Origin of the sequence: Mesorhizobium sp. B2-3-2 (assembly GCF_006442295.1) — a bacterium.
Classification (GTDB): domain Bacteria; phylum Pseudomonadota; class Alphaproteobacteria; order Rhizobiales; family Rhizobiaceae; genus Mesorhizobium.
Map to the genome: position 1 here is coordinate 376,724 of NZ_VFWA01000005.1, position 13,800 is coordinate 390,523.

Annotated in this window: 14 protein-coding genes; 11 read left to right on the top strand and 3 right to left on the bottom strand. The window is 64.9% G+C overall.

The genetic code is table 11. The features are described from left to right. Positions 1-94 precede the first annotated feature (94 nt). The gene (locus FJ964_RS15910; protein WP_140551245.1) at positions 95-997 is read right to left on the bottom strand and encodes a LysR family transcriptional regulator; all 903 of its coding nucleotides are present in this window, start codon (positions 995-997) and stop codon (positions 95-97) included. A 102-nt stretch (positions 998-1,099) separates the two neighbouring features. On the opposite strand from FJ964_RS15910, the gene FJ964_RS15915 reads away from it, so the two are divergent. From FJ964_RS15915 to FJ964_RS15925, 3 genes are all read left to right on the top strand, one after another. Beyond that, a complete protein-coding gene (locus FJ964_RS15915) occupies positions 1,100-2,089 on the top strand; it encodes a zinc-dependent alcohol dehydrogenase family protein (RefSeq protein WP_140551246.1) in 990 nt (329 codons plus the stop codon). 292 nt (positions 2,090-2,381) lie between these two features. Continuing rightward, on the top strand, positions 2,382-2,678 hold the full coding sequence (locus tag FJ964_RS15920) for a zf-TFIIB domain-containing protein (RefSeq protein WP_140497640.1): 297 nt from the start codon (positions 2,382-2,384) through the stop codon (positions 2,676-2,678). A 75-nt stretch (positions 2,679-2,753) separates the two neighbouring features. Next, positions 2,754-3,740: a Tim44 domain-containing protein gene (locus FJ964_RS15925; protein ID WP_140551247.1), complete on the top strand. Its 987-nt coding sequence runs from the start codon at positions 2,754-2,756 to the stop codon at positions 3,738-3,740. 313 nt (positions 3,741-4,053) lie between these two features. Here the strand turns inward: FJ964_RS15925 and FJ964_RS15930 are convergent, their stop codons facing one another. Continuing rightward, positions 4,054-5,151 (bottom strand): lactonase family protein, encoded by a 1,098-nt coding sequence (locus FJ964_RS15930; protein ID WP_140551248.1) that lies wholly within the window; start codon positions 5,149-5,151, stop codon positions 4,054-4,056. 199 nt (positions 5,152-5,350) lie between these two features. Between FJ964_RS15930 and FJ964_RS15935 the strand changes: the two genes are divergently transcribed. The 8 genes from FJ964_RS15935 to FJ964_RS15970 all read left to right on the top strand — a co-directional run bounded on the left by FJ964_RS15935 (position 5,351) and on the right by FJ964_RS15970 (position 12,912). Then, on the top strand, positions 5,351-5,902 hold the full coding sequence (locus FJ964_RS15935) for a MaoC family dehydratase (protein ID WP_140551249.1): 552 nt from the start codon (positions 5,351-5,353) through the stop codon (positions 5,900-5,902). 2 nt (positions 5,903-5,904) lie between these two features. Then, a complete protein-coding gene (locus tag FJ964_RS15940) occupies positions 5,905-7,065 on the top strand; it encodes a CaiB/BaiF CoA-transferase family protein (RefSeq protein WP_140551250.1) in 1,161 nt (386 codons plus the stop codon). Between the two features lie 32 nt (positions 7,066-7,097). Continuing rightward, a complete protein-coding gene (locus tag FJ964_RS15945) occupies positions 7,098-8,243 on the top strand; it encodes an extracellular solute-binding protein (protein WP_140551321.1) in 1,146 nt (381 codons plus the stop codon). A 22-nt stretch (positions 8,244-8,265) separates the two neighbouring features. Further along, entirely contained in the window at positions 8,266-9,453 is a 1,188-nt protein-coding gene (locus FJ964_RS15950) for an ABC transporter substrate-binding protein (protein WP_140551251.1), read from the top strand. Between the two features lie 71 nt (positions 9,454-9,524). After that, entirely contained in the window at positions 9,525-10,262 is a 738-nt protein-coding gene (locus FJ964_RS15955; RefSeq protein WP_140551252.1) for an ATP-binding cassette domain-containing protein, read from the top strand. Then, on the top strand, positions 10,255-10,995 hold the full coding sequence (locus FJ964_RS15960; protein WP_140551253.1) for an ATP-binding cassette domain-containing protein: 741 nt from the start codon (positions 10,255-10,257) through the stop codon (positions 10,993-10,995). The genes FJ964_RS15955 and FJ964_RS15960 overlap by 8 nt, the downstream gene beginning before the upstream one ends. Then, positions 10,992-11,942 carry an ABC transporter permease gene (locus FJ964_RS15965; protein WP_140551254.1) on the top strand — a complete coding sequence of 317 codons (951 nt, stop codon included), beginning with the start codon at positions 10,992-10,994 and terminating at the stop codon, positions 11,940-11,942. Before FJ964_RS15960 ends, FJ964_RS15965 begins: the two co-directional genes overlap by 4 nt. Before the next feature lies 1 nt (position 11,943). Then, positions 11,944-12,912 (top strand): ABC transporter permease, encoded by a 969-nt coding sequence (locus FJ964_RS15970; protein ID WP_140551255.1) that lies wholly within the window; start codon positions 11,944-11,946, stop codon positions 12,910-12,912. A gap of 20 nt (positions 12,913-12,932) precedes the next feature. Here FJ964_RS15970 and FJ964_RS15975 read toward each other — a convergent pair whose 3' ends face one another. After that, on the bottom strand, positions 12,933-13,769 hold the full coding sequence (locus FJ964_RS15975) for an amidohydrolase (RefSeq protein ID WP_140551256.1): 837 nt from the start codon (positions 13,767-13,769) through the stop codon (positions 12,933-12,935). Positions 13,770-13,800: the final 31 nt, after the last annotated feature.

Genomic DNA, 13,800 nt, shown 5'->3' on the forward strand with positions numbered 1-13,800 from the left:
TATGGCACTGGAAAGCGATGCCTCAAAGAGCCGAGGCGCCTCTTCACGGAATGTCCGCGCGATCCCAAACGAGAGTGGTCGCGGGCGCTGGCGATCAAGCCATCCGTTTCGGCAAGGCGGCCGCCAACGCATCGACGGCCAGCCGAACTTTCAGCGGCAAATGGGGCGTCTGCAGCCAAAGGGCGTGGCAGTCATAGAGACATCGCGGCTGGTCCGGCAGGAGCTCGACCAGCGCGCCGGCCTGAATGCGCTCGCGAACCAGCCACCAGGGCAACCAGGCGAGCCCCATGCCCTCGGCCGAAGCGTCGGCGATGGCATCGAGATCGTCGAGCCGCAGCCGGCCGCCGGGCATGATCTCCTGTGCTGGTTGTCCCTCGCGCGGGAACAGCCAAGGCTGAACGGCTTGGCCGAGCCGGCGGTATACGATGGCATGATGATTGGCGAGGTCTTCGATCCGCCGTGGCTCGCCCTGAGTTTTCAGATAGGACGGCGCCGCACAGACAACCATGCCCTGGCGAGCGACGCGGCGCGCGATCACGCCTGCCCTGTCCTCCAGATCGCCGGTTCGGATGGCAAGATCGTAGCCGTCCTCGGCAAGATCGGCGAAGCGGTCGCTGAGCGACAGGTCGAGTTCCAGCATCGGATATTGCCGCGCCAAGTTCAGCAGCACCGGTGTTACGCAGTGGCGGCCGAAATGCGCCGGCATGGTGACGCGCAGCTTGCCGCGCGGTTCCGAAAGCTGGCCGGCGGCGAGTTGATCGGCCGCTTCGGCCTCGGCCAGAACCAGCCGACAGCGGTCGTAATAGGCGCGTCCGAACTCGGTGAGGCTCTGCCGGCGCGTGGTGCGGTTGAGCAGGCGCATGCCGAGGCGCTCCTCCAGAAACCGGACGTGTTTGCCGACCATCGGTCCTGACAGATCGAGCGCGGCCGCGGCCGCCGCGAACGAGCCGAGGTCGACCGCCCTGACGAACACGGCCATGCTCTCAAGCCGATCCATATTCGAAACTCCTGGTTTCTACTGTCCTGCTCCCGATGCCATTTATCCAAGTTCGTCTTACCGGCATAGCTCCTTTCGGTTCAGACAATTTGGAGTAACCCAATGGCGCGCGTCGTTCGCTTTCACCAGCATGGTGGGCCCGAGGTCTTGCGGATCGAAAATGTGGACCCTCTCCAACCCGGCCCGGGCGAGGTTCAGATCCGCGTCAAGGCGCTCGGCCTCAATCGCGCCGAGGCGCTGCTGCGCGCGGGCACCTATATCGAGACGCCCACCCTGCCGTCCGGGCTTGGCCTGGAGGCCGCAGGCCTCATCGACGCGGTCGGTGAAGCTGTGACGGGTCTGGCGCCGGGTGATGCCGTCAGCGTCATCCCGCCGCAATCGATGATCCGCTGGCCGGCTTATGGAGAGCTAGTTACCTATCCCGCCGGGCTCGTCGTCAAAAACCCGACATCACTCGACTGGCAGACCGCGGCCGCGATGTGGATGGCGTACCTCACCGCCTATGGCGCGCTGATCGACATCGCCAGGCTGCGCAACGAGGACTTCGTCGTCATCACGGCAGCCTCGAGCAGCGTCGGGCTTGCCGCGATCCAGATCGTCAACAGCGTCGGCGCGACGGCGATCGCGGTGACACGGACCTCGACGAAGAAACAGGCCCTGCTCGACGCCGGCGCGCCACATGTCGTGGTTCTGGCCGAAGAGGATCTTGCCGCAAGACTGGAAGCAATCGCCGGACCGCAAGGCGTGCGCGTGGTTCTGGACGCGATCGGCGGCCCGATCTTCGAGCCGCTCGCGGCGGCGATGTCCCGTGGTGGCATTCTCATCGAATATGGCGGGTTGAGCCCCGAGCCGACGCCGTTTCCCTTGCCCGCCGTGCTTGGCAAGACATTGACGCTGCGCGGCTACCTCGTCCACGAGATCACCGGCGACCCAGCAAAGCTGGAAGCCGCCAAGGCGTTCATCCTCGAAGGGCTGGAGGCCGGCGCGCTGAAGCCGATCATCGACAGGACCTTCCCGTTCGAGCACATCGTCGAGGCGCATCGCTATCTCGAATCGAACGAGCAGTTCGGCAAGATCGTGGTGACGATCTGAGATCGTGGTGACGATCTGAGATCGTGGTGACGGTCTGAGCAGGGACGCCGGGGTCGTGGGCGCAGGCGCGGTACCCAGCGCTCGACGCGCAATGACGTCAGCGATGGGGAACAAATTCGATCCTTGCGGACAATGTCGCCCTTGAAGGCGCCGCTCTGCGTTCCTAATTCTCGCATGCGGGCCGGGCCCCTCTGACTGTCGCATCTCGCGACCGTGATGTCGGACCGCTTTAACGGGCCCGTTTCCACCCTTTCGGTCAAGCGGGCTCATCTCTTTTGGTTTGGAGCCCCATATGACATCTTCTTCCCTTCTTGGCTTGGTTTGCCCCTCCTGCCGCGTCGCGCTCGTGATGAGCGAACGCCAGGGTATCGAGATCGATTATTGCCCGCAGTGCCGTGGCGTCTGGCTTGACCGAGGCGAACTCGACAAGATCATCGAGCGATCGGCCAAGGAGGCCTCGCCCGCGCCACAGCCGGCCGCGTTCTCCCAGCCCCAGCATGGCCGGGACCGCGATGACGACTATGCGCGCTCGCAGGGCCACCGCTATCCGAAACGGAAGAAATCGTTCTTCGAAGAGCTGTTCGATTGACCGCACGACGCCCGGTTAGCCGGGTCGGCGTCCGCCGAGAATTTCCGAAACCACATCGATAAAAGGTCCGTCCAGATGACTTCCCGCACAAGCCGATTTGCCGCCCTGTTTGCCGGACTGTTCCTGGCATTCTCAATGGTCGCGATCGACCATGCCGAGGCCCGTCGCGGCGGCAGTTTCGGCAGCCGCGGCATGCGCACGTTCCAATCGGCGCCGCCGACCAGGACCGCTCCGGCGCCGACCGCTCCGGTCGAGCGTTCGATGACACCCAACACCGGCGTGAACACCGCGGCCCGGCAGCCTCAGGCCGGCCCACAGAGGCCCGGCTTCATGAGCGGCTTCGGTGGGACAATGATGCGCGGCCTGCTGATTGGCGGCCTGATCGGGCTGCTCCTGGGCCAGGGCTTCGGCGGGCTGGCCGGCATGTTCGGTTTCCTGCTGCAGGCCGTGCTGATCGGTGGCGCCATCATGCTGGCAATCAGGTTCTTCCGGTCGCAATCCGCGCGTGGCCCCGCCCCTGCGCTCGCCGGCGCCGGCAATGCCTCGCGATTCGAAAACCGCGCCGCCGGACAGAGCGATGCGGACAATGCGCGTTCCTTCACGATTCCCGGCTTTGGTGGCGGTTCAGGAGGAGGCTCCGCGGCGGCCGGTTCCGATGAGATCCGGCTCGCCCAGGCCGACCTCGACGCATTCCAGCAGCTGTTGAGCGATGTCCAGGAAGCGTTCGGGCGTGAAGATCATGCCGCCTTGCGGCGTGCGCTGACGCCCGAAATGGTGTCCTATTTGTCGGAAGAGCTGGCCGACAATGCGAAGAAGGGCCTCAGGAACGAGGTGTCCGACGTCACCCTCCTGCAGGCCGACATCGCGGAAAGCTGGCGCGAGGATGACCGTGACTATGCAACGGCCGCACTGCGTTACGAATCGCGCGACGTGATGCGCGACCGGGCCAGCGGCAAGGTCGTCGAGGGCGACGAGGATCATCCCACGGAGACGACGGAGCTGTGGACCTTCACGCGTCAGAATGGCTCGAGCTGGAAGCTCTCGGCAATACAACAGGCCTGAGCTCCAGAGTGTGAACTCGAGTTGACAAAGGCGGCCTGACGACGGCCGGTCCGGCTGTGCCAGCAGCCTTCCATAGCCCGCAACTGCTCAAGATAGGAATTTTTTCTTGACTAGATGCAGGCAGCTATGGTAGATATTTATCTATGGTGCTGAGTTGCGCCAGGAACCCGCCGCGCAGGCGGGTTTTTTCGTTCAAGGCTCCGTCAACAGCTCCGGCGAAGGGTCCGAGCGATCCATCAGCTCGGATTTGTTGCCTTGGCCTGAGCTCCGGCCCGTTTCAGTCCGAGGCTTCGATGCCGATGTTGCGCACGATTCACCGCACGATCTTGACGCACATCGGTGTGCCGATCTCGATGGCACGGCCGGTGTCGGTCAGCCCGCCGCTCTCGGCATCGCGGGCGAAAATCGAAATGCGGTCTGCATTCTGGTTGGCCGAGAACAGATGGCCGCCTGACGGCGTAAGCGCCAGGTTGCGCGGCGTGGCGCCCCCGCAAGGGACATAGCCGAGGAGGCTCAGCGCGCCACTTTGCTGGTCGACGGCCATGATGACCACGCTGTCATGGCCTCGGTTGGAGCCGTAGAGGAAGCGGCCGTCGGGCGAGATCTGGATATCGGCGCAGTGATTGGCCTGGCGCGCCTCGGCCGGCACGGCCGGCCTGGCGTCGATGATCGAGAGCTTGCCGCTTGCCTCGTCCAGCGCCATCGACACGATGGTCGAATCCAGCTCGTTCATGACGAAGACGAAACGGCCATTCGGATGCAAGGCGAGATGGCGCGGACCGGCGCCCGGCGGCAAAGCGGATTCGGCCAGTTTGGTCAGATTGCCATCGTGCTCGATCCGGTAGGACACCAGCCGGTCGATGCCGAGATCGGCGACGATGGCCGTTCCGCCGGCGATGGTTTCGGTGACGCTATGGGCATGCGAGCGCTCCTGCCGGGCCGCGTTCGGGCCGGTGCCGTTGTGCGAAACGCTGGCCAGAGGAGCCGACAAGGCGCCATCCCTGTCGAAGCCATAGACCGCGACTGCGCGATCCGGACCGCCCTCGCCCATGCCGTAATTGGCGACCAGCAGCTTCGTGCCGTCGCGGCTGATGGTGTTATGCGCGGTGATGCTGCCGAGCGACGGCTGCTTGTTCAGGTAAGTGAGCGTACCCGAGGCGCGGTCGAAGCCGTAGGCCGAAACCGTTCCTTCGCGCCAGGCGAACACTTCCGAATTGGCGTAGAGGCGCGAACCGTCCGGCGTCACCGACAGGAAGGTCGGATTGTCGATGTCACTGGTCTCGGCCAGTTTGCGTGTTTCCAGCGTCTCCTCGTCGAAGCTGTAGACGCCGAGACCGACGCCGCGTGCGCCTTGGAAATAGGGCGCCTCCCGGTTCAGGCTGCCGACAAAGACCAGACAGGCATCGCGCATGTTTTCCTCCCTGTCCGCTCGCGCTCGAGCGCAGCGGAAACAGCCAAAATTTCGCCTGTCCTCGCTTGCAACGCAACCCCATATGTGAAAATACTATTTACAAAAGAAGATTGACGGGAGGAGACGTCGTGCAATCTGGCGCCTTGACGCGTGTTCCGAAACTTGTGCCGTGCCTCGCGCAGGGCTTCCGGAGCCAGCGATGAACGACTTCGCACCGACTGTCGGCGTCGCCTCGACGCACCCGGCCAACATGCCCGAGGCGCATGCCGCCCTGCCGGTTTGGAACGCCGAGAACTGGTTCTACGAGGACTGGCCGGTTGGCCAGAAGATCCGCTCTTTGCGCCGCACCATGGCGGAGGGCGACAGCCACCTCTTCAACACGCTGGTGCTCGACATCCATCCTTACGTGCAGGACCAGATGTTTGCTGAGACAGAGGGCATTTTCGGCAAGAGGCTGGTGGCGGGCGCCTTCGTCTTCTCGGCTGGCTTGGGGCTCGTCGCAACCAACTGCGTCAATGCGTTTTCCTATGGCTACGACAAGCTCCGCTTCATAAAGCCCGTCTTCATCGGCGATACGATCTATTCGATCCGCTCCAACCTCGACAAGACGCCGCGCTACAAGGAAATGGGGCTGATCCGCGCCAGTTACGAGGTGTTCAAGGGCGAAGGCGAACTCGTTCTCTATTGCGAGCATCTGCAGACGGTGAAGTACCGCAACCCTGCCGATTTCGTCGGCAAAACGGAGAAGTAGAAATGCCGGCAGCAGCCGAATTGCCGCTTGCCGGTCTCGTCGTCGTCGACATGAGCCAGTTCCTGTCCGGGCCTTATTGCTCGCTCAGGCTGCTCGATCTCGGCGCCCGCGTCATCAAGATCGAGCGTCCGGACGGCGGCGACCTGTCGCGCCGGCTCTATCTCAGCGACACCGAGATCGGCGGCGATTCCACCATTTTCCATGCCATCAACCGGGCCAAGGAAAGCCTCGCCATCGACCTCAAGGACAAGGCGGATCTCAAGGCGCTGCACGGCCTGCTGGGCAAGGCCGACGTGCTGATCCAGAATTTCAGGCCGGGTGTCATCGAACGGCTCGGCCTCGACTACGAGGCCGTCCGCAAGATCAACCCGCGCCTGGTCTATGCCTCGATCAGCGGCTATGGCGAGGAAGGCCCATGGGTCAAGCGGCCCGGCCAGGACCTCCTGGCGCAGGCGCGCTCCGGGGTGATGTGGCTGAACGGCGACGAGGACCAGGGGCCGGTGCCGTTCGGGCTTGCCATCGGCGACATGCTGGCGGGCGCGGCATGCGCGCAAGGCATACTGGCCGCCCTTGTGCGGCGCGGCATCACCGGCCAGGGCAGCCATATCGAAACCAGCCTGCTGGAGGCGTTGGTCGACTTCCAGTTCGAGGTGCTGACCACGCATCTCAATGACGGCCGGCGACTGCCGCGCCGCTCCAGCTTCCGCAGCGCGCATGCCTATCTGTCGGCACCTTACGGCGTCTATCCCGCCAAGGACGGTTACCTCGCCATCGCCATGACGCCGATCCCGAAACTCGCCGACCTGCTGTCGCTGGAGGAACTGGCACCCTACCGCGACAAGCCGGCATCGTGGTTCACCGCGCGCGACGACATCAAGGCGATCATCGCGCAGAGGATCGCCACCGGGACGGTCGACGAGTGGCTTGATGTTCTCGAACCCGCCGACATCTGGTGCGCCAAGGTGCTGACCTGGCCGGAATTGTTGGCAAGCGGAGGGTTCCAGTCGCTCGACATGCTGCAGACGGTGACGCGCGAGGACGATGTCTCGATCCTCACCACCAGCTCGCCGCTCAGGGTCGACGGCATCAGGGCCAAGGTCGATCGGGCAGCACCCCGCATCGGCGAGCACAGTGCCGCGATCCGCGCGGAGTTCGGCCTGTGACCACGCGCTTCATCAAGCCCACGCTCAGGGGCATGACCTGGAACCATCCGCGCGGCTATGATCCGATGGTCGCCTGCTCGTCGCTGTGGAAGCAGAAAACCGGCATTGCCGTCGAATGGGACAAGCGTTCGCTGCAGGACTTCGAGTCCTTCCCGGTCGAGGAACTGGCACGCGCCTATGACCTGATCGTCATCGATCATCCGCATGTCGGCCAGATCACCGCCGAACGCTGCCTGGAGCCGCTCGATGTCGCCGGCCGTGAGGCGGAACGCGCAGCCCTTTCCTCCGGTAGCGTCGGCCAGTCCTATCCGAGTTATACATGGCAAGGACGGCAGTGGGCGTTTCCCATCGATGCGGCGACGCAGGTGCAGGCATGGCGACCCGATGCGCTCGACGCACCGCCATCGCGATGGAGCGAAGTGCTCGATCTCGCCCGGCAGGGCCGCGTGCTTCTGCCGTTGCGGCCACCGCATTCGATGATGGTGTTCTTCACGCTCGCAGGCAATCTCGGGCATGCTTGCGCGACCGACCCGTCCTGCGATCTCATCGACGGCGAGGCCGGCAGCGAGGTCTTCGAGACAATGCGAGAGATTGCCGCGCTGGTCGACCCCGCCTGCCTCGAGATGGACCCGATCGCCGTCTCGGAGCGGATGGGTGAGGCCGGATCCCTGATCGCCTGCTCGCCGCTGATCTATGGCTACGTTTCCTATGCGATGGCCGGGTTTCGCCCACATCGCCTGGCTTTTGGCGACATCCCTGTTGTCGGCGCCAGCGGCCCGGTTGGCACGGCGCTTGGCGGCACAGGCATAGCGGTGTCGGCCTTCACGAAGGCGAAAGAAGCGGCAACCGATTTCGCCTACTGGCTCGCCAGCGGCGAGGTCCAGCGTGGCCCCTATGCTGCGGCCGGCGGCCAGCCCGGCCATGCCGCGGCCTGGGAGGATCAGGCCGTCAATGCGGCAACCGGCAATTTCTATCGCGATACGCGCGCGACCCTGGAGGGCGCATGGGTGCGGCCTCGCCATGATGGTTACATGGCGTTCCAGCAGGCCGCGTCCGACCGCGTCAATTCCGGCATCACCTCAGGGCATCGTTCCAGCCAGGTCATTGCCGATCTCAATCGCCTGTTTCGGCAGAGCGCCCCGACGCAGGCGACCGGCACTGCCGGTGGAGGAGCCTGAAGAAATCGAACGGAGGAGACAAATGAAAAGCCTGATCCGCGGCCTTGTGGCCGCAACCGCCTTCGCCTCACTCGCAACGACTGCGCTTGCCGAAGACGTGCAAGGCGTCATCAGCGGGCTGCCCGATGAACTCAAGGCGCAATATGACGGCGCGCCGCAGAAGGTTCTGCCATCGGCCTGGGACAATTTCACCCCGCCGCCCAAGCCATGGAAATGGTGCCATTCGGAATCCTACCAGGGCAACCCCTGGCGGGTCACCGTCACCAAGGAGCTGAAGCGCCTGGTGAACGGACTGATCGCCGACGGCACCGTCTCCAGCTTCGAAGTGTCGGATTCCAACAACGACGCCAGCCAGCAGATCAACCAGATCCGCGCCTTCATCGACAAGAAGTGCTCGATCATCACCTCGATTCCGGGCTCGGCAACAGCGCTCGACGACGCCATCGATGCCGCCGCCAAGGCCGGCATCCCATTCATCACCGCCGCCGGTTCGGTGACCAGCCCGAACGCGATCAATGTCGATTCCAACTATGCGCGCTGGGGCTACGACATGATGACGGCGATCGGCAAGGCCGAGCCTGATGGCGCCAGCATCCTGCTGGTCGAGGGCATCGCCGGCCACCCGATCGTGGTTCAGGAGCGCCAGGGCGCCGACAAGGCGTTGGCGGAGAACCCCAAGCTGAAGGTCTCGCGCACGGTCAACGGCAATTGGACGGCCAATGTCACCAAGACGGTCGTGCTGCAGGCGATCGCCACCAACCCGGCCCCGATCGATGCGGTATGGACGACAGGCAGCGAAAGCCGCGTCGTCGCGGAAGCCTTCGCCGAAGCCGGCCGGCCGGCGCCGCTGATCACCGGTTCGATCACCGGCGATGCCCTGGGCTACTGGAAGGCCAACCCCGACAAGTACCGCTTCGAAGGCCATGCCGTGCTGCCGCACTGGACCGCCGAAACGTTGTTTCGCGTCGGCGAACGCATGCTCGACGGCCAGAAGCCGAAGTTGAACACGCTGCTCATTCCGATTCCGCCGGTCCACAACGCCGATCTCGGCCAATGGTACAAGGACTGCATGACGACGGATGCCGTATCGATCTTCCCGGTGCCGCCCAAGGATCCGATGCCGGAAGAATGGCTCGACGCCTATTTCTCCAACCCGGCGCCGACCAAGGGATGGGATTACTCGAAAGTACCTGACGCCTGCGCGAAGTGACGCCTGGGCCAGATAGGACCTCGACAAGCCGGCTCTTTCGGAGGGCCGGCTTGCCAGCTTTGAAACGCGACATGCTTGAAATCAGAAACATATCCAAACGTTATGGCGAGACGGTCGCGCTTGCGGACGCTTCGATCGCGTTCCGGGCGGGGACGATCCACACCATCCTGGGCGAGAACGGCTCGGGCAAGAGCACCATGGTCAAGCTGTTGTCCGGCATCGTTCAGCCAGACAGCGGCGCGGTCCTGCTGCAAGGCAGGCCGTTTTCGGGCGGAATCCCCTCGGCCTTCCAGGCGCAAGGCTTCGCCACGGTCTTCCAGGAAGTGCTGATCGCGCCGGACCGCAGCGTCACCGACAACATCCTGCTTGGCCTCGACGGCCTGGTCCGGCGCGCGGTTCCCCGCAACGAGCGGCGCGACAGGGCAGCCGCCGCGCTCAAACGTTTCGCCGTCACCGACGTGCCGCTCGACATGCCCGCCGGGCAGTTGCCGCTCGCAGCGCAGCAACTCGTCGTTCTTGCCCGTGCGGTCGTGCGCAATCCAAAGATCCTGATCCTCGACGAAGTGACGGCAGCACTCGACTTCGCCGACCGCGAATCGGTTTTTTCGCTGATGCGCACGCTTGCCGGCGATGGCTGCCTGATCCTGTTCATCACGCACCGCATGGACGAGGTGACGTCGCTTTCGGACCGCATCTCCATCCTTCGCGGCGGCAGCGTGGTGCGCACCGAGGAGCGCGGCGCCTCGACGCCGGCGGAACTTCTCAAGGCGATGGCGCCACGCACCGCCGCGGAGCTGGCGCATGGCTGATCGCGCCGCCCTCACCATCCGCGACCTCGTCATCGCACCGGGCGCCAGCCCGATCATGCAGCGAATAGCTCCCGGGGAGATCGTTGGGCTCGCCGGCCTGGATGGCCATGGCCAGGAGCTTTTCCTCGAAATGCTCGCCGGCCTTGTCGCGCCGCTCGGCGGTTCGATCACCCTCGATCTGCCCGGCGCATCCCGCGCCATCACCGGCTTTCGCAAGGCCGTATCGAGCGGCATCGCCTATCTTCCGCGCGGGCGTGCCAATGGCATTTTCCCGACCCAGTCGGTACTCGACAATTTCGCCGTTTCGACGCTGTCGCGCGACACCCGCCTCGGCCTGATCAGCCCGGCGGCGCGCAAGGCGCGCTACGAGGCCTATCGCGAAAGCCTGTCGATATCAGCGCCCCGGCCCGAGGCACCGATCACAACCCTGTCTGGCGGCAACCAGCAGAAGGTGCTTTTGGCGCGAGCCCTGGCGCTGGACCCCGCAATGTTGCTTCTCAACGACCCGACGCGCGGCGTCGACGTGGCGACCCGGCATGTTCTCTACGACGTCTTTCGCGGGCTGGCTTCCGACGGCATGGGGCTCGTCATCCTGTCCAGCGAGATCGAGGAGATCCTTCTTCTCTGCCATCGCGTGCTGGTGTTCCGCGAAAATGAAGTCGCGGCGGAAATCGCCGGTCTGGCGATGACCACCGAGAACGTGATCGCAGCCATGTTCGGACGCGCAGCATGAGACCCTTTGCACGCCTGTTGTCCTTCGGGCGAAGCGTCGGCTTCGCCGTCGTGCTGCTGATCGTCCTGCTGGCGGTCAATCTGATCCTTAGCCCGGCACGGTTCCAGACGGGCTCCTGGGGTGCGCTGGTTGGGCTGGCGGCGCCGCTGATCGGCGCGGCCATCGCCTCGACCCCGGTGATCCTCGCCGGGCGCGGCGGCATCGATATTTCGGTCGGGCCGCTGATGGGCTTCGTCAACGCCATCGTGATCCAGGTGCTGTTTCTGCGCGCCGGAATATCCTCGCCGCTGATGCTTGTTCCGGCGGCGCTGCTCATCGGGGCGCTGGTCGGGGCGGCGAACGGGTTCCTGGCGACAATCGTGCGCATCCAGCCGATCGTAGCCACGCTCGGCACCTATCTGATCCTGACCGGGGTGACGCTGACCATCCTGCCGGCGCCGATCGGCCCGGCGCCGGCCTGGCTGAAAGCCCTGGCAGGCCCGTTCTCGCTTCTGCCGCTGGCCTTGATGTTCCTTTTCTGGTGGCTGGTGCGGCGCAGCCCCTATTACGACCAACTGATGGCTGTCGGCAGCGATGATCGCGCCGCCTACACCGCCGGCGTCGACGTCACGCTCGTGCGCTTCATCGCCTATGTCATGACCGGCATCCTTGCCGGCTGCGCCGGACTGATGCTGACCGCGCTGATCGGGTCGGCCGATCCCAACATCGGCCCGACCTACACGCTGATCGCCATTGCGGCTGTCGCGCTTGGCGGTGTCAGTCTTGCCGGCGGCCGTGGTGGCGTTGCGGGTGCTGCGATCGGCGCTGTCGACATCTTCCTGCTGCAGAGCGTGCTGACGACGTTCAACGTCTCGACCTTCGTGCTGCAGATCGCCTACGGCGCAATACTGGTGCTGGCGGTGATGCTGACCGCGCTGCAGGAACGCTTTGCCATCGGGAGGCGCTGACATGGCTGGCCGAAATCTATTCGCGACAACCAATGCCCGTGTCGTCGGCGCCTTCTGTGTTGCCGCCCTTCTGCACCTTGCCGGCACCATCCTCATTCCGGGTTACTCCAGCCCGTTTGCGGTGCGCGCCATGCTGGTGCTTGCCTCGCTGCTCGCCGTCGCCTCGATCGGGCAGACGCTGGTCGTCATCATGGGCGGCATCGACCTGTCGATCCCCTTCGTCATCGGCTTTGCCAATGTCGTGGCCGCGCAACTCTACGGCGATGGCTGGAATTTTGTCCTGGTCTGCGGCCTCGTCGGCGTGCTGGCGATCCTTATCGGCGGCCTCAACGGGCTGATCGCGCGCAGCCTCGACATCCAGCCGCTCATCGTCACGCTCGGCATAGGCATGGTCGTGCAAGGGCTGGTGCTCTTGTGGACAGCCGGCTTCCCTTCAGGCTCCGCGCCGCAAGCGGTTTCGAGCTTCGTGTCGATCGGCGGATCGGCCGGGCCGCTGCCGGTTCCATGGCTGGTGCCCTGCCTCGTCGTGCTGGCGGCGCTCGTCGTCCTGGTGCTGGAGCGGACGCCCTATGGACGCCGGCTCTACGCACTCGGCAGCAATCCGGGTGCCGCGCCGCTGGCGCTGATTGATCCCGTCCGCATGTGGGTGATCACCTATGCGGCAAGCGCCTTCTTCGCCGCGGTGGCGGGCGTGCTGCTGCTCGGCTTCACCGGCTCGGCCTATGGGGATGTCGGCCAGCCCTATCTGTTCCAGACCATCGCGGCCGTGGTCGTCGGTGGCGCCGCGCTGGTCGGCGGGCGCGGCAGCTATCTCGGGACCATCGCCGGCGTGCTGGTGCTGACCGAGATCAACACGCTGCTGATCGGGCTCGGCTTCCAACCCTCGGCGGTGCAGGCAGCACTCGGCTTCATCATCGTGCTGCTGGTTTCGCTCTACGGCCGCGAACGGCACGTTTCGGCGACGATCTGAAGAACCCCAAGCAGAGCCGGTTAAAGCCGCCAGAGCTTGCGGGCGTTCGCCGACAAGAGCTTGTCGCGTTCCGCAACGCTGCAGCCGGCAAGCAGCGCATGGGTCGCCGCCACCCAGGTCGACAGACCGCCACCCAGCGTGCAGACAGGCCAATCGCTGCCCCAGACGACACGATCCCAGCCGAACGAACCGATCGTGTGTTCGACATAGGGCTGCAACGTCTCGACCGTCCAACTGCCGGGATCTGCATAGGCGACGACGCCGGAAATCTTGGCCACGACGTTCGGACGCCGCGCGATGTCGCTCATGTGTTCGCGCCACGGGTGCTCGCCATTGCCCTTGATGTCCGGAACGCCGCAATGGTCGAGCACGAACTGGACGTCAGGCGCCAGGTCGGCGAGCGCGATCGCCTTGGGAATCTGGTGCGGCAGCACGACGAGATCGAAGGTGAGCCCGGTGCCGCCAAGCCGCCGGATGTTGTCCCGGAACAGCGCGCCTTCCGAGAGTTCGTCGGGCATGACGTGGAGGACGCGGCGAAAACCCTTGACGAACGGCTTTGCTCGCTGGCGCTCCAGATAGGCCGCAAAGCCGGCCTCTTCCGGACGGCAGGAGGCGATCGCCCCGGCCAGCATGCTGCCGGCCTGTCTCGACAGGCCTTCGATACGTTGGGTCTCGGCCTCGATGTCGGCCGGATCGACATCGACCTCCATATGCAGCACGCGCTCGACGCCGACACGCTGGGCTTCCACGGCGTACTCCTCATAGGAGAAGTCGCGATCGAGTGCCGGCACGCCGGCAAGCCACGGGTAGCGCAGGGCCGAGCGATCGATGAGATGCAGGTGGGTGTCGACGATCATGGCAAGGCTCCTCCCTATGTCTTTCACATCA